The organism is Taklimakanibacter deserti, assembly GCA_003574785.1.
The window spans coordinates 293,154-317,619 of sequence record QORU01000006.1 but is presented as its reverse complement, the minus strand read 5'-3'; the positions used below and the strand labels follow the sequence as shown (position 1 = coordinate 317,619).

The 24,466-nt window shown below is 63.5% G+C and carries 27 protein-coding genes; 8 read left to right on the top strand and 19 right to left on the bottom strand.

What is annotated here, in order from left to right:
• Nucleotides 1–18: 18 nt before the first annotated feature.
• From DS839_RS14820 to DS839_RS14790, 7 genes are all read right to left on the bottom strand, one after another.
• Nucleotides 19–741: an ABC transporter ATP-binding protein gene (locus DS839_RS14820; protein WP_119271121.1), complete on the bottom strand. Its 723-nt coding sequence runs from the start codon at nucleotides 739–741 to the stop codon at nucleotides 19–21.
• Entirely contained in the window at nucleotides 734–2,518 is a 1,785-nt protein-coding gene (locus DS839_RS14815) for a branched-chain amino acid ABC transporter ATP-binding protein/permease (protein WP_438816523.1), read from the bottom strand. The genes DS839_RS14820 and DS839_RS14815 overlap by 8 nt, the downstream gene beginning before the upstream one ends.
• Nucleotides 2,505–3,338, bottom strand: a complete 834-nt coding sequence (locus DS839_RS14810) for a branched-chain amino acid ABC transporter permease (RefSeq protein WP_119271119.1) — start codon at nucleotides 3,336–3,338, stop codon at nucleotides 2,505–2,507. Before DS839_RS14810 ends, DS839_RS14815 begins: the two co-directional genes overlap by 14 nt.
• A 63-nt stretch (nucleotides 3,339–3,401) precedes the next feature.
• On the bottom strand, nucleotides 3,402–4,547 hold the full coding sequence (locus tag DS839_RS14805; RefSeq protein WP_119271118.1) for a substrate-binding protein: 1,146 nt from the start codon (nucleotides 4,545–4,547) through the stop codon (nucleotides 3,402–3,404).
• 49 nt (nucleotides 4,548–4,596) lie between these two features.
• A complete protein-coding gene (locus DS839_RS14800; RefSeq protein ID WP_119271117.1) occupies nucleotides 4,597–5,442 on the bottom strand; it encodes a nitrilase family protein in 846 nt (281 codons plus the stop codon).
• Nucleotides 5,443–5,607: 165 nt separating this feature from the next.
• The gene (locus tag DS839_RS14795) at nucleotides 5,608–6,231 is read right to left on the bottom strand and encodes an ANTAR domain-containing response regulator (RefSeq protein WP_119271116.1); all 624 of its coding nucleotides are present in this window, start codon (nucleotides 6,229–6,231) and stop codon (nucleotides 5,608–5,610) included.
• Nucleotides 6,232–6,241: 10 nt separating this feature from the next.
• Complete coding sequence (locus DS839_RS14790; protein ID WP_119271115.1) at nucleotides 6,242–7,381, bottom strand: transporter substrate-binding domain-containing protein; 1,140 nt, start codon at nucleotides 7,379–7,381, stop codon at nucleotides 6,242–6,244.
• Nucleotides 7,382–7,493: 112 nt separating this feature from the next.
• Here DS839_RS14790 and DS839_RS14785 point away from each other — a divergent pair, with 112 nt between their 5' ends.
• Nucleotides 7,494–8,324 (top strand): alpha/beta fold hydrolase, encoded by an 831-nt coding sequence (locus tag DS839_RS14785; RefSeq protein WP_119271114.1) that lies wholly within the window; start codon nucleotides 7,494–7,496, stop codon nucleotides 8,322–8,324.
• On the opposite strand, the gene DS839_RS14780 is transcribed toward DS839_RS14785, so the two are convergent.
• The 3 genes from DS839_RS14780 to DS839_RS14770 all read right to left on the bottom strand — a co-directional run bounded on the left by DS839_RS14780 (nucleotide 8,311) and on the right by DS839_RS14770 (nucleotide 10,918).
• Nucleotides 8,311–9,234: a DMT family transporter gene (locus DS839_RS14780; protein WP_119271113.1), complete on the bottom strand. Its 924-nt coding sequence runs from the start codon at nucleotides 9,232–9,234 to the stop codon at nucleotides 8,311–8,313. The two genes, DS839_RS14785 and DS839_RS14780, sit on opposite strands and share 14 nt — an antisense overlap.
• A 31-nt stretch (nucleotides 9,235–9,265) precedes the next feature.
• Nucleotides 9,266–9,892 carry a glutathione S-transferase family protein gene (locus tag DS839_RS14775; protein ID WP_119271112.1) on the bottom strand — a complete coding sequence of 209 codons (627 nt, stop codon included), beginning with the start codon at nucleotides 9,890–9,892 and terminating at the stop codon, nucleotides 9,266–9,268.
• A 99-nt stretch (nucleotides 9,893–9,991) separates the two neighbouring features.
• Entirely contained in the window at nucleotides 9,992–10,918 is a 927-nt protein-coding gene (locus DS839_RS14770; protein ID WP_119271111.1) for a LysR family transcriptional regulator, read from the bottom strand.
• A 181-nt stretch (nucleotides 10,919–11,099) separates the two neighbouring features.
• Here DS839_RS14770 and DS839_RS14765 point away from each other — a divergent pair, with 181 nt between their 5' ends.
• The 4 genes from DS839_RS14765 (at nucleotide 11,100) to DS839_RS14750 (ending at nucleotide 14,418) form a co-directional block, all read left to right on the top strand.
• Nucleotides 11,100–12,287: an MFS transporter gene (locus tag DS839_RS14765; RefSeq protein ID WP_119271110.1), complete on the top strand. Its 1,188-nt coding sequence runs from the start codon at nucleotides 11,100–11,102 to the stop codon at nucleotides 12,285–12,287.
• A 25-nt stretch (nucleotides 12,288–12,312) separates the two neighbouring features.
• Nucleotides 12,313–13,347, top strand: coding sequence for an aldo/keto reductase (locus DS839_RS14760; protein WP_119271109.1), 1,035 nt, complete (start codon nucleotides 12,313–12,315; stop codon nucleotides 13,345–13,347).
• A 96-nt stretch (nucleotides 13,348–13,443) separates the two neighbouring features.
• The gene (locus DS839_RS14755; RefSeq protein WP_119271108.1) at nucleotides 13,444–13,881 is read left to right on the top strand and encodes a hypothetical protein; all 438 of its coding nucleotides are present in this window, start codon (nucleotides 13,444–13,446) and stop codon (nucleotides 13,879–13,881) included.
• 69 nt (nucleotides 13,882–13,950) lie between these two features.
• Entirely contained in the window at nucleotides 13,951–14,418 is a 468-nt protein-coding gene (locus DS839_RS14750; RefSeq protein ID WP_119271107.1) for a DUF1203 domain-containing protein, read from the top strand.
• Nucleotides 14,419–14,426: 8 nt separating this feature from the next.
• Here DS839_RS14750 and DS839_RS14745 read toward each other — a convergent pair whose 3' ends face one another.
• From DS839_RS14745 to DS839_RS14730, 4 genes are read right to left on the bottom strand one after another with little or no spacing between them, the layout of a single operon-like run.
• Nucleotides 14,427–15,218, bottom strand: coding sequence for an amino acid ABC transporter ATP-binding protein (locus DS839_RS14745; RefSeq protein WP_119271106.1), 792 nt, complete (start codon nucleotides 15,216–15,218; stop codon nucleotides 14,427–14,429).
• Nucleotides 15,215–15,865, bottom strand: a complete 651-nt coding sequence (locus tag DS839_RS14740; protein WP_119271105.1) for an amino acid ABC transporter permease — start codon at nucleotides 15,863–15,865, stop codon at nucleotides 15,215–15,217. The genes DS839_RS14745 and DS839_RS14740 overlap by 4 nt, the downstream gene beginning before the upstream one ends.
• The gene (locus DS839_RS14735; protein WP_119271104.1) at nucleotides 15,862–16,521 is read right to left on the bottom strand and encodes an amino acid ABC transporter permease; all 660 of its coding nucleotides are present in this window, start codon (nucleotides 16,519–16,521) and stop codon (nucleotides 15,862–15,864) included. The genes DS839_RS14740 and DS839_RS14735 overlap by 4 nt, the downstream gene beginning before the upstream one ends.
• Nucleotides 16,522–16,580: 59 nt before the next feature.
• On the bottom strand, nucleotides 16,581–17,438 hold the full coding sequence (locus DS839_RS14730; RefSeq protein WP_119271103.1) for a transporter substrate-binding domain-containing protein: 858 nt from the start codon (nucleotides 17,436–17,438) through the stop codon (nucleotides 16,581–16,583).
• 155 nt (nucleotides 17,439–17,593) lie between these two features.
• Between DS839_RS14730 and DS839_RS14725 the strand changes: the two genes are divergently transcribed.
• The 3 genes from DS839_RS14725 (at nucleotide 17,594) to DS839_RS14715 (ending at nucleotide 20,208) form a co-directional block, all read left to right on the top strand.
• A complete protein-coding gene (locus DS839_RS14725) occupies nucleotides 17,594–18,580 on the top strand; it encodes a LysR family transcriptional regulator (protein ID WP_119271102.1) in 987 nt (328 codons plus the stop codon).
• A gap of 76 nt (nucleotides 18,581–18,656) precedes the next feature.
• Entirely contained in the window at nucleotides 18,657–19,622 is a 966-nt protein-coding gene (gene speB / locus DS839_RS14720) for an agmatinase (RefSeq protein WP_119271101.1), read from the top strand.
• Nucleotides 19,609–20,208 carry a DUF1989 domain-containing protein gene (locus DS839_RS14715; RefSeq protein ID WP_119271100.1) on the top strand — a complete coding sequence of 200 codons (600 nt, stop codon included), beginning with the start codon at nucleotides 19,609–19,611 and terminating at the stop codon, nucleotides 20,206–20,208. Before speB ends, DS839_RS14715 begins: the two co-directional genes overlap by 14 nt.
• 4 nt (nucleotides 20,209–20,212) lie before the next feature.
• Here DS839_RS14715 and DS839_RS14710 read toward each other — a convergent pair whose 3' ends face one another.
• From DS839_RS14710 to DS839_RS14690, 5 genes are read right to left on the bottom strand one after another with little or no spacing between them, the layout of a single operon-like run.
• Nucleotides 20,213–21,064, bottom strand: a complete 852-nt coding sequence (locus DS839_RS14710; protein ID WP_162918537.1) for an NAD(P)-dependent oxidoreductase — start codon at nucleotides 21,062–21,064, stop codon at nucleotides 20,213–20,215.
• An 11-nt stretch (nucleotides 21,065–21,075) separates the two neighbouring features.
• A complete protein-coding gene (locus tag DS839_RS14705; protein WP_119271248.1) occupies nucleotides 21,076–22,083 on the bottom strand; it encodes an aldo/keto reductase in 1,008 nt (335 codons plus the stop codon).
• 5 nt (nucleotides 22,084–22,088) lie between these two features.
• On the bottom strand, nucleotides 22,089–22,757 hold the full coding sequence (locus DS839_RS14700) for a GntR family transcriptional regulator (protein WP_119271098.1): 669 nt from the start codon (nucleotides 22,755–22,757) through the stop codon (nucleotides 22,089–22,091).
• A gap of 9 nt (nucleotides 22,758–22,766) precedes the next feature.
• The gene (locus tag DS839_RS14695) at nucleotides 22,767–23,558 is read right to left on the bottom strand and encodes an ABC transporter permease (RefSeq protein WP_119271097.1); all 792 of its coding nucleotides are present in this window, start codon (nucleotides 23,556–23,558) and stop codon (nucleotides 22,767–22,769) included.
• Entirely contained in the window at nucleotides 23,555–24,463 is a 909-nt protein-coding gene (locus DS839_RS14690) for an ABC transporter permease (RefSeq protein WP_119271096.1), read from the bottom strand. The genes DS839_RS14695 and DS839_RS14690 overlap by 4 nt, the downstream gene beginning before the upstream one ends.
• Nucleotides 24,464–24,466 lie beyond the last annotated feature (3 nt).

Sequence of the window (24,466 nt, the reverse complement as noted above, 5' to 3'; positions counted from 1 at the left end):
AATCGAGGTCGAAATACATCAGATCTTCAGATGCTCGAGGATGCGACCGCGCGAGCCAGACGCGACATCGCCGGTATCGTCGATCTGGCCGAGCTTCAGCACCGCCCAACGGTCGGCGACGCCCAATGCGAAATCGAGATTCTGCTCGACCATCAGGATGGTCGTGTTGTTGAGCCGGCGCTCTTCCTTGAGCGCGGCCGCGATCTTCTCGACCACTGTCGGCTGCAGGCCCTCCGAGATCTCATCGATGAGCAGGAGCTTGGGCCGCAGCATCAAGGCGCGGCCGAGGATCAGCATCTTCTGCTCGCCGCCCGATAGAGTGCCGGCCTTCTGGCCGAGCCGATCCTTGAGGAAGGGGAAATGGCGATAGACGCCCTCGAAAGCTTGCGTAAGGCCGGCATCGGAGCGCAAAGCGAGCCGCAGATTATCGCGCACGGTGAGATCCTGGAACAGCGCATGCTCCTGGGGGGCGTAAGCCAGCCCTGAGGCGATGAGGGAGGCGGGCGAGGTGCCGACGATCGAGGCGCCGTCGAGTCTGATCTCGCCCCCGCGCAAAGCGACGAAGCCCAGGATCGTCTTGAGCAAGGTCGTCTTGCCCATGCCGTTCTTGCCCATGAGGGCAAAGATCTCGCCCGTCGCCACCGAAAGCGACAGAGCGTTGATGATATCGATGGCGCCATAGCCGCTCGAAATCTCGGTGAGCGCGAGCTTGGCGGGCGATGGGGGCTCAGCGTCATACATGGGCGCCTCCCGAATAGACCGACTTCACCACGTCGGAATTGATGACGTCATCGACGGTGCCGTCGAGCACCAGGCGGCCCTGATGCAGCACGACGATGCGGCTCGAGATCTGGCGTACGAAATCGAGATCGTGCTCGACCAGGATGATGGCGAGGCCGAGCTCTTTGGTGAGCTTTTGCAGGATATGGCCGATGGTGGTGCGCTCGGTCTTGGTGAGCCCGGCGGTCGGCTCGTCGAGCAGAATGAGGCGCGGCTCGAGCGTTACCACCATGGCGAGCTCGAGGCTCTGCTTCATCCCATGCGAGAGCAGGGATACCGGGTGGTCGAGCAGGCGGTCGAGGCCGGTCAGCTTCAAGATGTCGGCGGCGGCCGGCGGCAGATCGAGATCGCTGGAGCGGCGCAAGGGACTGGGCGAGAGCCGCTTGGCGCGGGCGAGACGCAGGCAGTCGGCGACGCTCAGGCTGTCGAAGACGCTCGCCACCTGGAATTTGCGTCCTACCCCTAAGGCCACGATCTCGTTCGGCGTCAGGCCGGCGACATTCCGGTCGGCCATGACAATGGTGCCGCCCGTCATCTCGGTGCCGTCGCTGAGACAGCGCATGACCGTCGTTTTGCCGGCGCCATTGGGGCCGACGAGGCTGACAAGCTCGCCGGGGCGCACGTCGAGATCGAGGCCCTTCAGCACATTGAGGCTGCCATAGGATTTGCTCAGGTCCTTGACCTGGAGCAGCGGCTTTTCCTTGAAGGATCCCGCGGCAGAGGCCGCTTCATTGCCGAAGATCGCCGGGGTGCCGCTGGCCTCAATGCGCTTGCCGCCGGGCAGGAAGCGGTCGACCAAAGCGGCAAGGCCGTTCGGCAAGAGGATGATCATGATGACGAACAAGGCGCCGATGATCAGGTTCCACAGGAAAGGCAGTTCGCCCGACAGGCTGGCGCTCAGATAATCGATGCCGATGGTGCCGAAGATTGGCCCGATGATGGTGCCGCGCCCGCCGAGCGCCGTCCAGATGACGAGCTCGGTGCCGAAGACGAAGCCGGTATTCTCGGGCGCCACCACCCCCGTCGCATTGGCGAAGAGGAAACCGGCAATGCCGGCGACACCCGCGAGCACGGTGGTGAGCAGGATCTTGATGCGCTCGGGGTTGAGGCCGAGATAGGCGCAGCGCGCCTCATTGTCGCGAATGGCGACCAGGACCTTGCCGGCATCGGAGCGCACGAAGATGAAGGCCGCCGTCGCCACGACGAGGAGAGAAATGCCGGAGAGGCGGAAATAGCCCTTGAGGCCCAAAGGCAAGGTGCCGTAGCCGACGAGGCCGCTGCTCGATCCGGTCCAATGGCCGCCCGAGAAGGCGAGCTGGGTGATGACGATCGGCACGACGAGCGAGATCACGGTGGCGTAAAGCGGCGTCGCCTTGTAGCCGAAGGAGAGCCAGCCGACGATGAGGCCGACGAGCAGCGGCACCAGGAAGGCGAGCACGAAAGCCAGCACCATCAGCGCCGGCGAGGCGCCGATATGGGTGAGCACCATCGCCGTCGCATAGGCGCCAAGGCCGAAAAAGGCGGCCTGGCCGAAAGTGAGCACGCCGGTAAAACCCCAGAGCAGGTCGACGGTCACCGCCAGCATGGCGTAGATCATCGAGCGGGTCAGCACATTGATGGTGAAGCGGTCGAAGATCGAAGGCCCGAAGATCACCGCGAGAAGAGCGCCGAAGGCGAGGATCGCGAGCAGCGTGGCGCGCAGGTTGAGGCGGCGAAGCGCTGCGTCACTCACGGGCAAATCCTTTCGGGCTGACGCGCAACACCAGCGCGCAGAGCACGGCCACGGTGATGCTGCCGAAGATCGGGCTGACAAAGGTCGAGACCAGGACCTGGGCGCCGCCGAAGACGAGGCAGGCGAAAGCCAGCGCCGCGAAGGACGAGCCCGCCACCATCACCAGCATGAAGGCGCCGATCAGCCAGCCGACGCCCATATTGGGATCGACGCTGGTGAGCGGTGTCAGCAGCACGCCGGCGAGGCCGGCAATGCCGGTGCCGATCATGAAGGTCGCGAGCCTGACCTTGGCGGTGTCGATGCCGAGCGCCCGCGCCAAGGTCTCGTTCATGATCACGGCGCGGGCCGAAAGGCCGAGGCGCGTGCCGTCGAGCAGGAAGGCGAAAGTGAGACCGATGACGAGGGCGGCAACGATGGTGAAGAGGCGATAGACGGAATAGCTGATGCCGAAGAAGTCGATCGTGCCCGACAGGAGGTTCGGGATCATCTGCATATCGCGGCCGAACCACAAAGTGATGAGCTGGCCGATGACGATGCTCAATCCCCAGGTGGCCAATATGGCATCGAGCGGCCGGCGATAGAGCGGGCGCACGATGAAGAGCTCGGTCAGGGCGCCGAGCGCGGCGCCGACCATGAAGGCGAAGGGCAAGGCGAACCAGGGGCTCAAGCCCCAGGCCGTCGTCACGACGGCGCAATAGCCGCCGACCGTCAGCCAGGCGCCATGCGCGAAGTTGATGATCTTGAGCACGCCGAAGATGGCGAGCAGCCCGGCCGCGACGACGAAGAGAATGGCGGCGGTCGTGATCACGTCGAGCAGGATGATCATGGCGGGGCTCGCAGCGGGAAATGGGGCCGCGGCAGCGCAGCCCCATTCGATCCTGTCATGAGGTCAGAGGTTGGGGCACTGCTCGCCCGGATCGACGCCCTCGAAGGTCTGCACCACCTTCACCGAGCCGTCCGCCTCGACCTGGCCCAGATACATGGTGAGCGGCGCATGATGCTGCTTGTTCATGGTGATGACGCCGCGGGGCCCGGTATAGGAGACCTGCGGCAGGGCTTCGAGCACCGCCGCGGTGTCGGTCGTCCCGGCCTTCTCGACCGCCGCCTTGTAGAGATAGACGGCCTCATATTGCGGCACCGAGAGATCGTTGGGGGTGCGCAGCTCCGTGCCGAACTTCTTCTCGATGGCTGCGAGGAAGGACTTGTTGGCCGGGCTGTCGATGCTCGTCACATAGGAGGCGGCGATGAAGATGCCGGCGGCATCGGCGCCCATGCTCTTGGCGGTGCCCTCATCGACCGCGAGATTGCCATAGGGCAAGGTCACGCCCGCGGCGCGCAATTGCTTGGTCAAGGTCACGTTCGGCGTTCCGCCGGCGGTCGAGGTGATGAGCGCATCGGCGCCGGAGCCCTTGAGCTTGGTGATGATCGCCGTCCAGTCGGTGCCTTCCATCGGCAGGTATTCCTCACCGACCACTTCGCCGCCGGCCTTCGTTATGTAGGCGCGCGCGAATTCGAGCATGCCGCGGCCGAAGGCATAGTCGCTGCCGACGAGGAAGAACTTCTTGGCGTTCTGCGTCTTGATGAAATAATCGACGACCGGCGGCACCTGCTGCTCCGGCACCCAGCCATTGACATAGAGATTGGGACTGCAGGAGCGGCCCTCATAGAAGGACGCATAGATATAGGGAATGTCGCCCTTGGCGACGATCGGCAGGCCGGCATTGCGCGCGGCACTGGTCTCGGTCGCGATGATGGCGTTCACTTCCTTCTGGAAGACCAGCGAATCGAAGGCCTTCTGGGCACCGGCGGCGCCCGAGCCGTCATCGGCGACATGGAGCTCGAGCTTGCGGCCCAATATGCCGCCCGCCGCATTGATCTCCTCGACCGCGAGCTCGGAGGCTTGCACGATCGCCGGCGCGATCACGCTGTTGGCGCCGGAGAGCCCGACGGGCACGCCGATCTTGATCGTGTCCTCGGCCAAGGCCGAGGTGGCAAGCATCGTGCCGACGAGTATGGAAAATAGCTTCAGTTTCATGGTCGTTTCCCCTGTTGATGACGCCGGAATTTTTCGATCGCGACAACCGTCAGCCGTAGACATCCGGCCTACGGTCGCCGATCACGTCGTTTCGTTCGCTGAGCGTCCGGCTTGTTTTCAAGTCGCCAAGCGAAATGGTTGCAGACAGAATTTCCTCGGTGTCGTAGCCGGCGGGACCGGCGATCGGCTGGCCCGTCGGCCCGATGATCAGGCTTGCGCCGATGAAGGGCTGGCCGCGCTCGACGCCGATGCGGTCGGCGCAGGCGATGTAGATGGCATTGGAATGCGCCGCCGCCTTGTGGAGGATGTTGGCCATCGGCTCGACCGAGCGGTCCTGGCCCGGCATCGGCACCCAGTTCGTCGGTATGCAGACGATCTCGGCGCCCTTCAGCGCCATCTGCCGGAAGATTTCCGGGAACCAGCCGTCATAGCAGATGGCCATGCCGATCTTGCCGATGCCGGTGTCGAAGACCGGCAGACCGAGATTGCCCGGCTCGAAGAACAGCTTCTCGCGGTTCCACAGATGGAGCTTGCGGAACTTGCCGATATAGCCTTGAGGTCCGCACAGGATCGCCGAATTGTAGAAGCTCTCGCCGTCGCGCTCGGCGAGACCGCTCACGATGTGGAGCCTGAGCTCCTGGGCGAGCGCGATGAGATGCCGCGAACTCTTGCCTTCGGGGATGGGTGCGGCGAGCCGGCCCACTTCCTCGATGTCGTTGAAGACATAGCCCGAGTCGGCGAGCTCCGGCAGCACGATGACGGCGGCGCCCTCGCGATGCGCAGCGCGGATGCGCTCTTCCATCGCTGCGAGATTGCCGGCGACATCGCCGATCACCGGCTCGAATTGCACGCAAGCGATCTTGAGTGCCGGCCGCGTTTCCGCCTTGACCGTCAATGCTTCCTCCAAACGCAAAAAACCCCTGGCGCGGAAATCATCCGCAAACCAAGGGGCTGCCCAGCCAAAATGTATGCGGCATTCCTGCCGCCGAGCAAACTTGCTCGTGGGCGACGTTACACGGTCATGGGACCGAGTCAAGTCCGCGATGCACGGCGGTGAGGATCAGCTCTTGCCGGGCTTCGAGATCTTCATGCCGAAGGCGCGCATCGCGTCATTGGCGGCGATGATGCTTTCGGCGACCGAGACGATGGCGATGCGCTTCGCCGTCGCCTGGTCGCGGATCTGGCGATAGGCGACCTCTTCCTCGAGCCCGTTCAGCTCGGTCAGGATCCTGACCGCCTTCTCGATGGTGCGCCGGCCTTTCAGCGTGTCCTCGAGCTTGCGCACCTTGTTGGCGAGCCGCATCTCGTAGCTGTAGCGATAGCGGGCGAGGGCGAACTGCGTAAGGACGCCGAGCTGCCGCAAAGGCTTGGTGATCACGCCATGGGCGTTGAGATCGGCGATCGCCTTGAGCGAGGTCGGGCTTTCATAAGTCACGATGGCGATGATCGCCGCCGCGACATTCTCGACCAAAGGCGCCAGCGCCTCGGCGGAGGATTCGCCCACCTGGACGAAGACGGCATCGACATCGGAGGGGATGGACGCCGGCATGGGCCACACCGCCTTCACATCGCAGCCGAGCCGCTTCAGGTGATCGACGAGGGCAGCGCCATCCTCGTCGCGCGGATGGATGACCAGCACCTTGGCCTGCTGCAGGTCATCGAGGATGAATTTGAGCGTCGTCACGGCGGCGCCCTCAATTCTGCAGCCACGGCTCTTCGAGCCGGATGGAGGCCAGATAAGGATCGGGACGGATCTGCACTTTCGACTGCCAGGCGATCTCGAACTGGCCGTCCGCCTTGGCGACGCCGATGCGCGGCGTCGACCAGACATGGCGGTTCTCGGGATCGAAGCTCATGCGGCCCTCGGGCGAGGGATAGTCGACGGCGAGCGCCGCCTGGCCGAGCCTGTGAGTATCGAGCGTCTCGGTCTGCTCGAGGGCGCGGGCGAAGAGATGGATCTGCGAATAGGCGGTCTGCGACCACATGGTCGCCATGGCCTCATCGCCAAATCTTTTCTTGAGGGCGCGGACGAAACGCTGGTTCTCGTCATTCTCGACCGCCGCCAGATAGGGGGCGGCGAGCACATGGCCGGTGCATCTGTCGGGACCGATGACCCTGATCTCGCCCTCGGCCAGAGTGAGGCTCGCGATCGGGCGTTTGCCGCGGTCGATCTTGGCATCGGCATACATGCCGTAGAGCTTGCGGGCGCCACGGCCGATCAGGGTGGAGAAGACCGTATCGGCCTCGGCCTTCTCGATCTCCTTCATCAATTTGCGCAAGGCCGCGTCATCGGCATTGAGCGGCACATAGTGCTCGCCGACGATCTCGCCGCCCTTGCATTCGAGGAGATCGCGCATCACCCGGTTGGATTCGCGCGGATAGATGTAGTCGGAGCCGGCGAAGAAGATGCGCGGTCCATAGCGCTGGAGGATGAAGTCGGCGAGGGCGAAGGTGTTCTGGTTGAGGGTGGAGCCGGTATAGAGAACGTTCTCGGAGAATTCGAAGCCCTCATAGATCGAGGGATACCAGAGAAGGCCGTTATAGCGCTCGATATAGGGCAGCACCGCCTTGCGGCTGCCGGACATGGAGCAGCCGAAGATGACATTGATCTCGTCCTCGCGCAAAAGCTTGCGGGCATAGGAGCTGTAGAGCTCGGGCTCGCCGGCCGGATCATAGGCGACGGGCTCGATCTGGCGCCCGAGCACGCCGCCCTTGGCATTGATCTCCTCGATGGCGAGTGCTGTACCGAAGAAATGCTCGGTCCCCGTCACCGAGGCGACACCGCTGCGCGAAAACAGGATACCGATGCGCCATGTCGCATTCTTTGCCGGCACGTCCGCAGACCCTCCAACTTTCTCACTCACCAGGCACAGGCCTCTAGCAAATGAAAGGCCGCGAGCCTAGCGTGTCAAGGGCGGGCGGTTTCGCGACGATGGATGAGATTGCATGACAGGAACCGATTGGCACCTTCCCGAAAGCTTCGATTTCGGCGGGCAGGAGATCCGCTGGGGCGTCCAGGGCCAAGGCGACCCGCTGGTGCTGGTGCATGGAACGCCCTTTTCCTCCATCGAATGGCGGCGGATCGCGCCCTGGCTCGCCGCGCACGCCCAAGTCTTCTATTTCGATCTCCTCGGCTATGGCCAGTCGGAGAAACGGGCCGGGCAGGATGTCTCGCTCGGCGTCCAGAACAAGGTCCTCTCCGCGCTGCTTGATCACTGGAAGCTCGGCAAGCCCGATGTGGTCGCGCATGATTTCGGCGGCGCTACGGCATTGCGCGCGCATCTCCTCAACGGCCGCGACTACCGCTCGCTCACCTTGATCGATCCAGTGGCGATCCGGCCCTGGGGCTCGCCCTTTGTCCAGACGGCGCACGACTATGAGAAAGTCTTCGCCGGATTGCCGGCCTATATCCATGAGGCGATCCTGCGCGCCTATCTCGCCGGGACCGTGTTCCATGCGCTCCGGGAAGAGGAGTTGGCGCTCTATATGAAGCCGTGGCTCGGCGCCGAAGGCCAGGCCGCCTTCTATCGCCAGATCGCCCAGATGGATCAGCGCTTCACCGATGAGATCGAGAACCGCTTCGGCGAGATGCGCTGCCCGGTGACGATCTTGTGGGGCAAGGATGATGACTGGATACCGCTCGAGCGCGGCCAGGAGCTGGCGCGGCGCATTCCCGATGCCCAATTCCGGGTCGTGCCGGACGCCAAGCATCTGGTGCAAGAGGACGCGCCGGAGGCGATCGTCGCGACGGTCCTCGATTTCATCAGAAGATCTTGATGACGGCGACGCCGATGAGGAGGAGGGCGACGCCCGAGAAGCGCAAGGCCGAGATCGTGCGCCTGGGCAAGCGGAACCAGCCATAGCGGTCGACGAAGAGCGAGGCGATCTGCTGGCCGGCGACGGTGAGCCCGACGGTCGCAGCGGTGCCGATCACCGGGATCGCCGTGAACATGGTGGTGACATAGGTGGCGCCGCATACGGCGCCGATCCAGCCCCACCAGGGCATGTCTCTCAGTCCGGCGAAATCGGGCTTGGGCGCAGTGCCCAAGGCTTGCGACGCCACGAGCACGATCAGCATCGACAAGGTGGCGATGGCGAAGCTGAAGGCGCCGACGGGGAAGGGGGCGCCGATGCCGATGCGCAGCAGGCCGTTGATCGCGCCCTGGACCGGCAGCACTGCGCCGGCGACGAGAGCGAGCAGGATCCAGCCGAGCGTCAAGAGCGAGAGCTCGGCCGCGGCGCCCTTCTGGCCGAAGACGATGGCGCCGGCGCCGAAGAGGACCGCGAGCGTGCCGAGAAGGCTCGCGGATTCGAGCGGCTGGCGCGGCACGCCAAGGATGCCGAATGTGTCGAGGAAGAGCGAGGCCAGCATCTGGCCGGCGATGAAGAGCCCGACCGTCACCACCGCGCCGAGGCGCGGGAAGAGCAGGATGGTCGAGGCGACATAGATCGCGGTCGCGATGCCGCCCGTCGCATGCCACCAGACGGCACTCGGCAATTTGCCGAAAGCGGCGGCGGTGCCGGTCGCGAGGGCGACCAGCAGAAGCAACAGGCCGGCGATGAGCACCTGGATGGTGGTGGCGGCGAAGGGACTGCCGGTCGCCTTGGCGAGCTGGGTATTGGCGCCCGCCTGGACGGCGAGCAGGCCTCCGGCGACAAGCGACAAGGGAATGAACAGAGATTCCATTGCACGGATTCCTTTGAGTTGAGTACTGCCGTCAATCGGCAGCGATATGCGGTATGGCGATGCCGCGTCGGACCGCGGGCCGCGCGGCGATTGCGGCATGCCAACGCTTGAGATGCGGCGTGTGCGCCAGAGACCGGCCGAGCTTCGAGAGCGCATTGATCCACGGCCAGGTCATGATGTCGGCAATGCCGTACTGCGCGCCGACCAGATAGGGACGGCGGGCAAGCTCATGATCGAGAATGGCGAGGAGGCGGGTCGCCTCATTCTCATAGCGCTCGATGGCGTAGGGCAGCCTTTCCCGGGCGAAGACCTTGAAGTGCCAGAGCTGGCCCAGCATCGGTCCCAGATGCGCCGCCTGGAATAAGGTCCATTGCAGCGTCGTCAGGGCCTCGTCGGCATCGCGTGGCCTGAGTGCGCCTGATCGCTCGGCGAGATAGAAGAGGATGGCGCCCGTCTCGAAGACAGTGCGGTGGCGGTCGGGATCGACGATCACCGGAATCTTGTTGTTGGGGTTCAACCGCAAGAATTCCGGCTCATGCTGCCGGCCTTTGTCGATATCGACGACATGGACGCTGTAAGGCAGGCCCGTCTCCTCCAACATGATCGAGGCCTTGTGGCCGTTCGGCGTCTGATAGGTATGAAGTTCGATCGGGGTCATCGCGGCTTTCCTCAAGGTTGCTCCGCAGTGAGGTAAGCCGCGCTCTGCTCTATGCCGATCTGTGATTTTGCCGAGTGTCGTTGCGTGAATGCACAGGCGCTATTTCACCCTCTCCCCGCTTTCGCGCGGCGAGAGTGGCGCCTCACCTTCGAGAAGCGCCCGCTTCTGCGCCAAAGCCTGGGCGGCGAAGTCGGTGAAGGCACGGATGCGGGCCTGGTGGCGCAGATCCTCATGGGTCAGGATCCAGAGCGCCGTCTCCATCGCGGCGATCGGCCCCCCAAGGCGGACGAGTCCCGGCGTCGTATCGCCCAGGTAGCAGGGCAGCGCTGCCAGGCCGAGGCCGGCAAGAGCAGCGTTGCGCGCGGCGAGCAGCGAGTCGGTGCGCAGCGCGATATCGGCGCCCGGCAATTCGGCGCGCATCCATTGCGCGACCGAGGTCGCGGCGAGATGATCGTCAGGTCCGATCCAGGGATGATCGGCGAGCTTCCGGCCTTCATGCGCGGCGAGGTAGTCGGCACTGCCATAGATCGCAAAGGCGATCCTGGCGATGCGGCGGCCGATCAGCGTCTCCGGCGGATCGGGGGCGGGACGGATCGCCACATCGGCATCGCGCTTGGTCAGATTGAACATGAGATTGGAGACCGCGACCTCTATCGCGATGCCCGGATAGGCATCGCGGAACGCCGCCAGCACCTCCGGCAGGATCGAGCCCATCAGCGTGTCGGTCGTGGTGATGCGCACTATCCCTGAGAGCCTGAGATCCTGTCCGGCGAGCTTGCGTTCGAGCGCCGTCACCTCGTCATCGATCCGATGCGCCGCGGCGATCAATTCCTCACCGCCGGCGGTCAAGACATAGCCGGTGGGCAAGCGCTCGAAGAGGCGAAGCCCCAGCCGCTCCTCGAAGGCGCCGACGCGCCGCAGCACCGTCGTGTGGTTGACGCCAAGCCGCCGGGCGGCGCCCGCCAACGAGCCTTCGCTCGCCACCGCCAGGACATAGCGCAGATCATCCCATTCGAGCTTGGCCATGGATCTCTTGTGCGTTTCTGCAGCGAAAACCGCGGAAAGGGACAATAGGCCTATCTCCTTCGCACGGGAATGCTTCTTATTTGTGAGTTCATATCACAAATACTGTTCACTCATCCAAGCTACTTGACGAATGAAGGGGCACCTATCTCCGGGCCATTCGACATCTCTCGGAGGGAATATCATGCCTCTCGCACTCTTCGCCCTGACCGCCGGGGCATTCGGGATCGGCGTCACCGAATTCGTCATCATGGGCCTCTTGCTCGAGGTCGGCGCCAGCTTCGGCGTCAGCGTCTCTACCGCGGGCCTTCTCATCTCGGGCTATGCGCTGGGCGTCGTGGTGGGGGCACCATTGCTCACCGCCCTCACGCAGAAATGGCCGCGCAAGACCGTGCTGCTGGCGCTCATGGCCATCTTCATCATCGGCAATCTCGCCAGCGCCCTGGCGCCCACCTATGCGCTCTTGATGATCGCGCGCGTCATCACCTCTTTCGCCCATGGCAGCTTCTTCGGCATCGGCTCGGTCGTCGCCACCGGCCTCGTGCCTGAGAACAAGAAGGCCTCGGCCATCGCCATCATGTTCACCGGCCTCACCGTCGCCACCATATTGGGCGTGCCTTTCGGTACCTGGCTCGGCCAGCTCTATGGCTGGCGCGCGACTTTCTGGGCCGTGACGCTCATCGGCGTCGCCGCTTTCGCGGTGATCGCCCTTCTGGTGCCGAAGTCTTCCGCCCCTGCCGCCGAAAGCAGCTTGAAGAACGATCTCGCGACGCTGGCGCGCCCGTCCGTCGGGCTCGGGCTCCTCACCACCATCCTCGGCTATGCCGGCGTCTTCGCGATCTTCACCTATATCGCGCCCATGCTGACGGAGATCACCGGTTTCTCCGACGCCATCGTCTCGCCGGCGATGCTGGTCTTCGGCGTCGGTCTCCTCATCGGCAATCTCTTAGGTGGCAAGCTCGCCGATCGCTGGCTCAAGCCGACCTTGATCGGAAGCCTTGGCGTGCTGGCGCTCACCAGCCTCGCCATGACCTTCGCCCTCCATGACCAGATCGCGGCCATTGCTTTTGTCGGCCTTCTCGGCGCCACCGGCTTCGCCACCGTGTCGCCCTTGCAGATGTGGGTGCTGAAGACCACCGAGGGAGCGGGCCAGAGCCTGGCTTCGAGCCTCAATATCGCGGCCTTCAATCTCGGCAATGCGCTCGGTGCCTGGCTCGGCGGCGTGGTCATCGATCACGGTCCGGGCCTCGGCGCCATTCCGGCGGTCGCCGCCCTCGTGACGCTCGCCGGCATCGGCATTGCGACGCTCAGCCTGCGCGCCGGAACGCCATCCCGCATGCCCACTGCCGCCGCTCAACCCAAAGCCTGCTGAACCTCAAGCCGGAAGGACAAGACCCATGGATTATCGACAACTCGGACGTTCCGGCCTGAAGGTGCCGGTATTGAGCTTCGGCGCCGGAACCTTCGGCGGCTCAGGCCCCCTCTTCGGCAATTGGGGCACGAGCGATGCGAAGGAAGCCCGCCGCCTCGTCGACATCTGCCTCGAAGCCGGCGTCACGCTCTTCGACACTGCCGATGTCTATTCGAACGGCGCTTCGGAAGAGGTGCTGGGCGAGGCGATCAAGGGCCGGCGCAACGAGGTCCTCATCTCGACCAAGGCGGCGCTGCCGATGGGCGACGGGCCAAACGACTGGGGCTCCTCGCGGTCGCGGCTGCTGCATTCCATCGACGCGGCGCTGAAACGGCTCGGCAGCGATCACATTGATCTGTTCCAGCTCCACGCTTTCGATGTATCGACGCCGATCGAAGAGGTGCTGAGCACCCTCGATCATCTCGTGCGCCAGGGCAAAATCCGCTATGTCGGCGTCTCCAATTTCTCCGGCTGGCAGATCATGAAGTCGCTCGCCATCGCCGAGAAACATGGGTTTCCGCGCTATGTCGCCAACCAGGCCTATTATTCGCTCATCGGGCGCGATTATGAATGGGAGCTGATGCCGCTCGGGCTCGACCAGGGGCTTGGCGCCCTGGTGTGGAGCCCGCTCGGCTGGGGCCGGCTCACCGGCAAGATCCGCCGCGGCGAGCCTTTGCCGGAAGGCAGCCGGCTGCATGAGACGGCGAGCTTCGGCCCGCCGATCGATGACGAGCACCTCTATCGGGTCGTCGATGCCCTCGATGAGGTGGCGGCCGAGACGGGCAAGACCGTGCCGCAGATCGCCATCAACTGGCTGCTGCAGCGGCCGACGGTGTCGTCCGTCATCATCGGGGCGCGCAATGAAGAGCAGCTCAGGGCAAATCTCGGCGCCGTCGGCTGGACGCTGACGCCGGAACAGATGCGGCGCCTCGATGAAGCGAGCCGCCGGACAGCGCCTTATCCCTATTTCCCTTATCACCGCCAGGAGGGCTTTGCGCGGCTCAACCCGCCGGTCGTCTAGAAACCTGGATGCGACTTGGTGGCAGTGTTGCGATAATGTGTGTGAGAGGCTTTCATAGCCATAAGTGGCACGGATTGATCGACGGAGGAGACTGGGATGAGGGATCACAGCTTCATGACGGGTATTCAAACCGGAGAAACGATCTGGCATGAGGCGATGACCGGGACGAGCCCGGAAGGACGCCGAGTAGTCCTTGCTCTCTTCAAAGGGCGCGTCGAATTTGCCAATGACGAACACGGAACTTATGCCGGCGTAGAGACGATATCTATCTATGAAGAGACAGAGCCCTTCTCGGGCACTCACACCTTCATACTGGCCGACGGCTCAACCAGCAATCAAACATTCGAAGGTGTTGTGACGCGTCGCGATGCACCTGATCGCGTTGGTGGTATCGGCACGTGGAAGATCATAGACGGTACGGGGCGGCTCAAGGATTTGCGTGGTGGCGGCTCGTTTACCTGGTCAATCGAAGGGGAACGTTATTACGCGAAATTCGGATCGCGGACCTTGCAAAGCGTGGAACCGCAGACGTGACAGCAAGAAACGGGTGGCTCGGATGGGCCGGGCCGCCTAACTTCGCGTCTTCAACAATTGGAGGCAGCTATGGCGTTCCGCATTTCCGGTCTTTCTCCCGAGCCGTTCCGTCATCTCTATGGCCTGAGCGATGCCGAATTGGCGAAGCACGGCGTCAAGCGCTATGTCGTCGACACACCGACGGGCTATCCCGACCGTATCGAGATGCGCGACGCATCGCCCGGCGAAACCGTGCTCCTGCTCAATCATGTCTGCCAGCCCGCCGACACGCCCTATCGCGCGAGCCATGCGATTTTCGTGCGCGAAGGCGCGGAGGAAACCTACACCCAAGTGGACGAAGTGCCCGACGTCATCCGTCTCAGGCTCATGTCGCTCAGAGCCTTCGACAAGGACGGCATGATGCTCGACGCCGATATCGTCGAGGGCAAGGAGATCGAAGGCGTCATCCAGCGCTTCTTCGCTAATCCCGACGTCGACTATATCCATGCCCACAATGCCAAGCGCGGCTGCTACGCGGGCCGCATCGATCGCGCTTAACCGGCAGTTCAGATCGAGCGTTCGCGCCAGGTATTGAGGAACTGCTTCAGCCGGTCGCTTTCGGGCGCGGCGAAGAGCTTTCCCGGATCGCCCTTCTCGAGGATCTTGCCGCCGTCCATGAAGACGACCGTGTCGGCGACATGGGCGGCGAAGCCCATCTCATGGGTGACGACCAGCATGGTCATGCCCTCTTGCGCCAATTGCTTCATCACGCCCAGCACCTCGCCGACGAGCTCGGGATCGAGCGCCGAGGTCGGCTCGTCGAACAGCATTACCCTGGGCTTCATGGCCAGCGCGCGGGCAATGGCGACGCGCTGCTTCTGCCCGCCCGACAGCTGCTCGGGATATTTGTCGGCGAATCCCGCTATGCCGACCTTGCCCAGCATCTCGGCGCCGATGCGGTCGGCTTCCGCCGATCCGATCTTCTTCACCACCCGCAAGGCTTCGGTGACATTGGCGAGCACACGCAAATGCGGCCAGAGATGGAAATGCTGGAACACCATGCCGAAGCCCGAGCGGTCTTGATTGAGCTCCTTCTCGCTGGCGAGTCGCCGCTTGCCGGCCTCGTCGCGATAGCCGATCAGCCTGCCGTCGAACACCACATCGCCCGCATCATAGGCTTCGAGGAAGGCGATCGAGCGGAGCAGCGTGCTCTTGCCCGAGCCCGACGGCCCGATGATGCACAGCACTTCGCTGGGACGGACCTCGAGATCGATGCCCTTCAGCACCTCGATCTCGCCGAAGCGCTTGCGCAGGCCCTTCACCTGGATCAACGCCCTGTCGTTCTTTTCAGGCTTCATGCATGTCTCACTTTGCGTTCCAGCCAATGGCCCAAGGCGGCGAGGATCTCGATCAGCAGCCAATAGAGCAAAGCCACCGCGAGATAGGGTTGGATCACGGCGAAAGTCTCATTGGCGATCTGGGCGCCGATCTTGGTCAGCTCCGGCACGGTGATGATCGACAAAGCGGCCGATTCCTTGATGAGGACGATGATCTGGTTGATCGAGGGCGGCACCACCAGGCGCAGCGTCTGCGGCAGCTGGATGCGCCATAGAATGCGCATAGGCGGAATGCCCAGCATGCGGGCCGCCTCGATCTGGCCTTGCGCGATCGACTGCAGGCCGGCGCGGAGGATCTCGGCGAAGTAGCCCGCGCCATAGAGGCCGAGCCCCAATATGCCGACGGGCTCGGCCTCGAGCACCAGGCCGAAGCTCGGGCCGCCATAATAGAGCAGGAAGAGGACGACCAGGATGGGCGTGCCGCGCATCACCTCGACATAGGCGCGGGCGATCCATCGCGAGGCGGCATGCCGGCTTCTCAAGAGCAGCGCCACGACGAGGCCGAGCGGGATGGCGATGAGGGTAGCGAGGACGCAGATGCGCAAGGTGGCGAAGAGGCCCGAGAGCAGCAAGGGGCCGTAGGCCGCGATGAAATCCAATGTCGTCATAGCGACACCGCGCCTTGCCGGCGCAAACGGTTCTCGACGGTGAGCCCGGCGAAGGACACGAGAAGGCAGATGATGAGATAGATCACGCCGGCGGCGAGATAGCTTTCGAGCGGCCGGAAGGAATTGGAGGCCATCTGCTGGCTGACGCGGGTGAGCTCGGTGACGGCGATGACCGAGACGAGCGATGAATTCTTGATAATGATCACGATCTCGCTGACGATGGCGGGCAGCACAAGGCGGATGGTCTGCGGCACCAGGATGCGCCAGCGGACATGGCGTGTGCCGATGCCGAGCATGCGCGCCGCCTCGATCTGGCCATGAGGGATCGCCTGGAGACCGGCGCGATAGATTTCGGCCTGGAAGGCGGTGGTGTTGAGCGCGAGCGCCAGGATCGCGGCCAGCACCGGTGGCACCGAAATTCCGATGACCGGCAGGAGATAGAAGACGACGAGAAGCTGGACGAGGATCGGTGTGCCGCGCCAGAAGCTGCGATAGAGATTCGCGGCATAGCGCACCAACGGATGCTTCGACATCAGGCCGAAAGCCAAGGCCAGCGCCGGCACGGCGCCGAGCAGGATGGCGCTGCCCGACACGAAGATCGTGACCAGCATGCCGCTGAAGAAATCCGGCGCATATTTGACGAGGAGATCAAGCATCGCAGCGGTGAGTCGAATGTCACCCTCGCCCCGCTCTTCGCAAAGCGAGGGTGCTCACGTCACTTCGCGGGTTCGGGAAGCTTGTCGCTCGGCAGCTCCATCGGGGCGCCGAACCACTTCTTCTGCAATTCGGCAAGCTTGCCGCTCTCGCCGAGCTTGCGCAGTTCGGCATCGATGAGGTCATTCAAAGCGGCGCTGTCCTCGTCCTTGCGGCCGGCCCAGGAGAAATAGGTCTTGGGCCCGAAGGTCGGCAGCACGACCTCGAAGACATCGGGCCGCTGGCGCTGGGCTTCCAACAGATTGGGCAGGCTGTTGACGACGGCGGAAATACGCCCAGCGCCCAGATCCGCATAGGCTTCGGAGAAATCGACATAGGTCTTGGTGCCGCTGATCGGCGTTCCCTTGGTCGAAAGCTCGGCGGCGAAGGCCTCGAGCGCCTGCAACTGGGCCGAGCCCGTCTGCGATCCGACGACCTTGCCCGCGATGTCCTCCGGCTTCTTGATCGTGTCGTCATCCTTGCGCTTCAGGATCGCCATGGTGGCGTCGGCGATCGGCAGGCTCAGATGATAGGCGTCGTAGCGCTCCTTGGTCACCGTGACCGAGGTCACGACATAGTCGAAGCGCTTCGCCGCGAGGCCGGGCAGGATACCCTGCCAGGGCAGATCGAGGCGCTCCAGTTCGACGCCCGGCAAAGCTTTCATCACCTCTTCCATCATGTCGGTCGAATAGCCGACGATCTTGCCGCTCTCGACGAATTCGAAAGGCGGGAAGCGCGCTTCGGTGGCGACGGTGAATTTTCCCTTGGCCTTGATGCCGGCGAGGAGGTCTTCGGCTTGCGCCGAGTCTGCGAGCGACGCGCATAGGCCAAAGGCCAAGACGAAGGCGCCGAAGAGCTTGGTTCTGGCATTGATCATCATGTTCCACCCTGCTGTGAGAATTCTGGTTCTTCGAGGAGGCATCCAAGCAAAGGCCTTTGCTGCAAAAAATATGAAGTTGCTCGGCCTCATATCGAAAGAGTTGATATGAGTTGCAAATCTGCCAGAATGGCTTTTTCCATCCGGGAAAGGGAAACATGCGCTTCTCGCCCAGCGACCTCAGATCGCTCACCGTGTTCAGAGCCCTCGTCGAGCATGGCGGGTTCCTCGGCACCCAGCTGGCGCTCGGCATGAGCCAGTCGACGGTGAGCTTCCATTTGCGCGCGCTGGAGGAGCGGCTCGGCTTCGATCTCTGCCAGCGCGGGCGCAAGGGCTTCGTGCTCACCGAGCGCGGTCAGGCGGTCTATGACGGGTCGAAATCGCTCGTCGCCTCGATCTCGGCCTTCGAGGGCGTGCTGGGCGAGCTGCATCACAAGGTGGTGGGCACGCTCCGCGTCGGCATGGTCGACAACACCATCACCGATCCGCGCTTCGATTTTCCGAGCGTCATCAAGCAATGCGTCAGGAACTCGCCCGATGTCGAGATCAAGCTCACCGTGAGCTCGCCCGATGTGCTGATGGCGCAGGTCGCGACGGGCGGGCTCGATCTCGCGGTGATCCCGCGGCTCGACATTCCCGACGGCTTCGATCAGATCCTGTTCCACGAGGAGATGAATTCGCTCTATTGCGGCCATCTCCATCCCTTGTTCAAGGCAAAGCCGACGCGCGCCGAGATCGAGGCATCCGAATTCGTGGTCAGGCCCTATGCCAATAACCGCGAGCTGCATTTCTTCAGAAAGGCCCCGGTGCGCGCCCATGCCACGAATATGGAAGCCCAGGCCGCCTTCATCCTGAGCGGCGAGTTCCTGGGCTACCTGCCCGAGCATTATGCCAATCACTGGGTCGAGCGCCGCCAGATGCGGGCTTTGATGTCGCCCGAGACCCGCATCGTCAGGCCCTTCGTCATCGTGACCAAGAGCGACACGCCAAGCTCACCCTTGCAGCGATTGTTCATCCGCGGGCTGGTGGCGGAAGGGGTGCATGCGCAGGACGGGCGCCTCGCCGCGGCGGCCCAGGCGGTGTTCAACACGGCGCCGCAAGAAAAACTGGCCGGGCGGCGGAATAAATCGAAAAAATCGATATGATGATCACGAGTTTCAGCTTTTTTGCCGGAAAGCGGCGTGGCGAAATAGCGGACCTCAAGGACAAAGGGGAGAGAGCATGAGTCATGGATATGAAAGCGGCAGGCTCGATCTGCCCTTTGTCGGACATTGCACCTTCGGCAAGCGCCCGATCGCGACCGACTGGGACAAGATCGACGCCGATGTCGCGGTGCTCGGCATCCCCTATGACATGGGCACGCAATATCGCTCGGGCGCCCGCTTCGGACCGCGCGCCATCCGCGAGGCCTCGACCTTGTTCTCCTTCGGCCATGGCGGCGCCTATGACCATGAGGACGACGTCACCTATCTGCCGCTCGATCAGGTGCGCATCGTCGATGTCGGCGATGCCGATATGGTCCATACCGACACCGCCAAGAGCCATGCCAATGCCGAGAAGGCGGTGCGCAAGCTCCTCGCGCGCGGCGCCCTGCCGGTGATGCTGGGCGGCGACCATGCGGTCAACATCCCCTGTGTGCGCGCCTTCAGCGAGCATGGGCCGATCCATATCGTCCAGATCGACGCTCATCTCGATTTCGTCGATGTCCGGCACGGGGTGCGCGAAGGCCATGGCAACCCGATGCGCCGCGCGGCGGAGCAGAGCCATGTCTCTGGCCTCACCCAGATCGGCATCCGCAATGTCTCCTCGACCGCACGCGAAGGCTATGAGGATGCGCGCGCCCGGGGCTCGACCATCCTCTCCGTCCGCCAGGCACGCCGTCTCGGCGCCGAGGGCGTGCTCGCCAAGATCCCGCAAGGTGCGCGCTATTATGTGACCATCGACATCGACGGCTTCGATCCCTCGATCGCGCCCGGCACCGGCACGCCGAGCCATGGCGGCTTCCTCTATTACGAAGTGATGGAAATCCTGCAGGGACTGGTCAAGCGCGGCAAGGTCGTCGGCGTCGATCTCGTGGAAGTGGCGCCGGCCTACGATCCCTCCGGCATCACCGGCTTCCTCGCCGCCCAGGTCCTTCTCAACTTCATCGGCTATATCTTCGAGGCCCGCAAAAATGACAGCAAGTGACGTGAAACTGGTTCCAGCCCGCAAGGGGCGGGCCTGCCGCCTCGGCTCAGGCCAGGCGATCAAGATCATCAACACCCATGGCCACCAGGTGGTCGACACCTGGGCCTTCAGCGCCGAGGACCCGCATGAGTTCATGTCGATGGAGCATCTGCGCCCGACCATCGGCACGATCTTCCCGCGCAAAGGGCACGATCTCGTCACCAACCGCAGGCGCACCATCCTCCATTTCGAGGAGGACACCTCGCCCGGCGTCCATGACACGCTGTTCGCGGCCTGCGACGACTATCGCTACGGGCTCCTGGGCTGCACCGAATATCACGACAACTGCACCGACAATCTCAAGGCCGCCATGCGCCAGATCGGCCTCGAGGCGCCGGAGGTGCCGTCGCCGCTCAATCTGTGGATGAACATTCCGCTCAACAAGGACGGCACGACCGGCTGGGGCGAGCCGCTCTCGAAAGCGGGCGACTATGTGGTGCTGCGCGCCAAGATGGATTGCATCATCGCCATGTCGGCCTGCCCGCAGGACATGCTGCCGATCAATGCCGGCAATCCGGTCGAGGCGCATTACCAGATCCTGTCGTAAGGCGTCAGGCGCCATAGGTCAGGAAATAGGCGCTGTGATCGGCCTCGCTCTGGCCGGCGGCGACCAAGGCACGAAAGCGCTCGCGGATCGCTTCACCCAGATGCAGGCGAGGCTGCTCCGGAGCGATGAGATCGAAAGCAAGATCGAGATCCTTCAGATGCAGGCGGCACGTGCCGCCCGGCGCGAAGGATCGCGCCGCCATCTTCGCCCCATGCTGGCGCAGGATGGCGCTGTCGGCGAAGCCGCCCTGCAGGGCGCCGACCAGTGCTGATGCATCCAGGCCTTGCGCCTCGGCGAAATGCAGGCCTTCGGCCACGGCGCCAATATAGATCGCGACCATGATCTGATTGGCGAGCTTGGCCGTCTGGCCGGCACCGACCGGACCCAGATGATGCGGGGTCCCCAGCGCCGCCAGGAAGGGAGTGGCGGCGGCAAAATCCTCGCGCCCGCCACCGGCGAAAATGGTGAGCGTGCCGGCTTCGGCGCCTTTGACGCCGCCCGAGACCGGCGCATCGATATAGCGGAGGCCAAGCTTGGCCAAACGCGCGGCGTGATCGCGCGCCGCGTTCGGGCCGATCGTCGCCATGTCGATGACGATCGCCTCTTTTCCGATCGCCTGCGCAAGCTTCCGTCCGAACAGAAGCTCCTCCGTGGCATTGCCGTCCGAAAGCATCAGGATGACGGCGTCCGCGCCCGCGACCGCCGCCTCGGCGGTCGGCAAGAGCGTGATGCGCGCGTCACGCCGCATGTCGGGGCGCTCGGTGCGTGTCCAAGCGCGCACGGCAAATCCCTTGGCGGCAAGTGTCGCGGCCATGGGAGCGCCCATTCTTCCGAGACCGATGAGACAGACGTCCATTTTGTTCTTCATCATGGGGACAGGGGATGGATGAGGCTCAGATCGCGCAATTCCTGCCAAAAGGCCTCGGGGATAGGACAGGAGAAAAGCGCCATGTTTTCGAGAGCCTGGCTGCGGCCGATCGCGCCGAAGATGACGCTCGCCACCAAGGGATGGCGCAAGGGGAATTGCATGGCGGCGGCCTTGAGCGATATGTCATATCGGGCGCAGACCACCTCGATCGAGCGTACCTTGGCGATGATCTCAGGATGCGCCGGGGCATAGTTGAATAAAGGCTTCTGCGCCTTCGATCCGGTCGCCAGGATGCCTGAGGCAAAAGGCGATCCGATGATGATGCCGGCGGAGCGCTCGGCGCAGAGCGGAAATTCCGCGTCCAACGGGCGCTGGTCGAGAAGATTGTAGGGCATGGCCACCAGGAAGGCGTCGAGATCGAAACGCTTCAGCATCTCGGGGATAGTACCCAGGATGTTGACGCCGGCTCCGACGCCTTCGATCTCGCCCTCGCGCCGCAGCATCTCCAGTGCCCGCCAGCCGGAGCGCTCGAGGTCGCGAAAGTGATGGGCGACAAGATCGCCTGAGCCCATCTCGGCGATGTCGAGATCATGAATGAGCAGCAAGTCGAAGCGGTTGAGGCCGGTGCGCATCATGCTCTGCTCATAGGAGCGCATGACGCCGTCATAGGTGTAGTCGAAGCGCTGCTCGAAGGGTGAGCCGCCTTGCCAGAAGTCGCCGACAAAATTGTCGGGATCGCGCGGGCGATGGAATGTCCGGCCAATCTTGGTCGAGATCAGGAATTCGCGGCGCGGCTTCCGGCGCAGAAGCTGGCCCAGGCGCAATTCGCTCAAGCCCCGGCCATACCAGGGCGAGGTGTCGTAATAGCGAATACCGCCGTCCCAGGCGGCACAGAGCGTTTCCCGCGCGACGGCTTCCGGGATCGGCGCGTAGAGCTCGCCCAATGGCGCGCAACCGAGACCAAAGGCCGGAAGCGACAGCTGCGTCCGGCCGAGACGGCGAGGCATGAGGCTCACAAGTCCGGTTCCAGATTGCCGATGACGACGCCGATGTGATGGGCCCATTCGGCCTCGATGCGGGCGAGATCGCCTCCTCGCATGAGGGCGATCAGCTTCTCGTGATCGATGACCGACTTGTTGAAGTCGTAGCTGTCGTCACGCTCCTGCATGAGGAAGACCAGGACGCCGCGGGAGAGCGAGTCCCAGATCGGCTTGAGCATGGGCGAATCGGACAGCGTCACCACGCGTTCGTGGAAGGAGAGATCGGCGCGGCAATAGGACAGGCGGTCGGATAGGAGCGCGGCCCTTTTCATCGCGGCGATATTCTCCAGGAGCTCATCGAGGAGGCGGGGCTCGTTAGCGGCGCGGGCGAGGAGCCGCCGCACCGCGATACGCTCGACGCACAGCCTGATCTCGAGCAACTCCAGCGTCTCGCTCGATCCGAAATGGGTGATGAAGGTTCCGCGGTTGGGCTCGGAGCGCACCACGCCCTGGGTCTGCAGCGTGCGCAGCGCCTCGCGCGCCGGTATGCGGCTGACATTGAGCAGGTTGCAGATGTCCTTCTCATAGAGGCGCTGGCCGGGCTGCAATTGGCCCGTGGCGATGAGATTGACGATGTGATCGGCTATCGCATCCGGCAGGCTGCGATAGCCGAGCTCGAGATCCATTTTCGCGTTCATCATGCTTCACATCTATTTCACGATCGGGTTCCGGAAGGAAAGGGCGCTGAGGACGGCGGTCGTCATGGTCACCAGAAGGACGAGCGACACGAAGGCATTCACCTCGGGCGAGAAGCCGACCCGCATCATCGACCACAGTCTGATCGGGATGGTCATGTCGGAGCCGGAGAGGAAGAAGGTGACCAGTGTCTCATCGAAGCTCAAGGTGAAAGCGAGGAGCGAGCTGGTGATCAGGGCCGAGCGCAATTGCGGCAAAACCACGAAGAGGAAGGCCTGGCGGTGATTGGCGCCGAGATCGAGGGCGGCCTCGATCTGGCTGTCCTCGAGACTTTCGAGGCGTACCGTGATCATCCGATAGAGCACCGCCAGGATGATGGCGATGTGGCCCAAGGTGACGGTGAGGATGCCGCTTTCGATGCCGAGCTCGCGGAAGGTGATGAGGAGCGCGATGCCGGTGATGATGGCCGGGAGCACGAAGGGCATGAAGATGACGAATTCGACATAGCGCCGGCCGCGGCGCTCGCCGGTCTTCATGTAATAGGCGATGAGGAGCGCCAGGGACGCACTGACGGCGACCGCGGCGCAGCCGACGATCAGGGACGTTCCGAGGGCCGAGAGGATATCGCCATTGTCGAGAAGGGCCCGGTACCATTTGAGGCCGAAGCTGTCGAAAGCGATCGACCGGCCGGCGCGGTCGAAGAAGGACTGGAACACCACGAGAAGGGCCGGGAGATAGAGGGCGGCGAAGATCAGCCCGGTGATGCACCAGAGGACGATGAGGGTCAGGCGCTCGAGCCGGGTCATTTGACGCGCGCCTTTTTCGCGACCAGCGCGGCAAGCGCCACGATGGCGAGGCTTGCGGCGAGCAGGATGATGGCCAGCGCTACGCCCAGTGGCCAGTTATAGGCCATGCCGAACTGGCTCCAGACGACGCTGCCGAAAGTGAACCCCTGATTGCCGCCCACCATTTGCGGCGTCATGAAATCCCCCAGCGATAGAACCATGACGAACAGCGCGCCGACGATGGATCCGGGCAGGCTCAGCGACAATACCACATGGCGGAAGACCTGATAGGGCCTGGCACCGAGATCGGCGGCGGCATGGAGGAGAGAGGAGGGAATGCGCTCCAGCGACAGGAAGATCGGGAAGATCGCATAGGGCAGGTAGATGACTGCCATGGTGATCAGTACCGATTTCTGATTGTAGATGAAGAGCCGGCTGGGTGCCTCGATGAGACCGCTCGATACCAGGAGCCAGTTGAGATAGCCGTTGAAACCCAGAATGCCACGCATCGCATAGATCTTGACGATATAGCTCATGGCGAGCGGCAATATCGTCACCAGCAGCAGGAAATATTTGAGCCGCCCCTCGATGCGCCAGACGACATAGGCGACGATATAGCCGAGGACCAGGGCGATCAGCGAAACCGCAAGCGACAGGAGCAGCGAGGAGAGAAAGACGTCGAGATAGATCGGGCCGGTGAAGAATTCCCGGAAATTCTTCAAGGTGAAGCCTTTGACCACCTTGCCGTTCTCGACCGACCAGAAGGCATAGATGAGGAAAGAGCCGAGGGGGAGGACGATGAGGAGCGAGGGCAGCCCATAGACGAGGAGGGCGGCGATGTGCCCGCCCCGCCCTGGCAAGCGCAGCCGCGAGGGTTCGCTTTGGGTTCGCGCTGCCGCCGTGATCTCTGTGGTCATCGACACCATGGG

Coding starts and splice junctions, on each gene's coding strand:
- DS839_RS14820 (WP_119271121.1), bottom strand. CDS start 741: ATGTATGACGCTGAGCCCCCATCGCCCGCCAAGCTCGCGCTCACCGAG.
- DS839_RS14810 (WP_119271119.1), bottom strand. CDS start 3,338: ATGATCATCCTGCTCGACGTGATCACGACCGCCGCCATTCTCTTCGTC.
- DS839_RS14805 (WP_119271118.1), bottom strand. CDS start 4,547: ATGAAACTGAAGCTATTTTCCATACTCGTCGGCACGATGCTTGCCACC.
- DS839_RS14785 (WP_119271114.1), top strand. CDS start 7,494: ATGACAGGAACCGATTGGCACCTTCCCGAAAGCTTCGATTTCGGCGGG.
- DS839_RS14780 (WP_119271113.1), bottom strand. CDS start 9,234: ATGGAATCTCTGTTCATTCCCTTGTCGCTTGTCGCCGGAGGCCTGCTC.
- DS839_RS14775 (WP_119271112.1), bottom strand. CDS start 9,892: ATGACCCCGATCGAACTTCATACCTATCAGACGCCGAACGGCCACAAG.
- DS839_RS14770 (WP_119271111.1), bottom strand. CDS start 10,918: ATGGCCAAGCTCGAATGGGATGATCTGCGCTATGTCCTGGCGGTGGCG.
- DS839_RS14765 (WP_119271110.1), top strand. CDS start 11,100: ATGCCTCTCGCACTCTTCGCCCTGACCGCCGGGGCATTCGGGATCGGC.
- DS839_RS14760 (WP_119271109.1), top strand. CDS start 12,313: ATGGATTATCGACAACTCGGACGTTCCGGCCTGAAGGTGCCGGTATTG.
- DS839_RS14755 (WP_119271108.1), top strand. CDS start 13,444: ATGAGGGATCACAGCTTCATGACGGGTATTCAAACCGGAGAAACGATC.
- DS839_RS14750 (WP_119271107.1), top strand. CDS start 13,951: ATGGCGTTCCGCATTTCCGGTCTTTCTCCCGAGCCGTTCCGTCATCTC.
- DS839_RS14745 (WP_119271106.1), bottom strand. CDS start 15,218: ATGAAGCCTGAAAAGAACGACAGGGCGTTGATCCAGGTGAAGGGCCTG.
- DS839_RS14740 (WP_119271105.1), bottom strand. CDS start 15,865: ATGACGACATTGGATTTCATCGCGGCCTACGGCCCCTTGCTGCTCTCG.
- DS839_RS14735 (WP_119271104.1), bottom strand. CDS start 16,521: ATGCTTGATCTCCTCGTCAAATATGCGCCGGATTTCTTCAGCGGCATG.
- DS839_RS14730 (WP_119271103.1), bottom strand. CDS start 17,438: ATGATGATCAATGCCAGAACCAAGCTCTTCGGCGCCTTCGTCTTGGCC.
- DS839_RS14725 (WP_119271102.1), top strand. CDS start 17,594: ATGCGCTTCTCGCCCAGCGACCTCAGATCGCTCACCGTGTTCAGAGCC.
- speB (WP_119271101.1), top strand. CDS start 18,657: ATGAGTCATGGATATGAAAGCGGCAGGCTCGATCTGCCCTTTGTCGGA.
- DS839_RS14715 (WP_119271100.1), top strand. CDS start 19,609: ATGACAGCAAGTGACGTGAAACTGGTTCCAGCCCGCAAGGGGCGGGCC.
- DS839_RS14710 (WP_162918537.1), bottom strand. CDS start 21,064: ATGGACGTCTGTCTCATCGGTCTCGGAAGAATGGGCGCTCCCATGGCC.
- DS839_RS14705 (WP_119271248.1), bottom strand. CDS start 22,083: ATGCCTCGCCGTCTCGGCCGGACGCAGCTGTCGCTTCCGGCCTTTGGT.
- DS839_RS14700 (WP_119271098.1), bottom strand. CDS start 22,757: ATGATGAACGCGAAAATGGATCTCGAGCTCGGCTATCGCAGCCTGCCG.
- DS839_RS14695 (WP_119271097.1), bottom strand. CDS start 23,558: ATGACCCGGCTCGAGCGCCTGACCCTCATCGTCCTCTGGTGCATCACC.
- DS839_RS14690 (WP_119271096.1), bottom strand. CDS start 24,463: ATGGTGTCGATGACCACAGAGATCACGGCGGCAGCGCGAACCCAAAGC.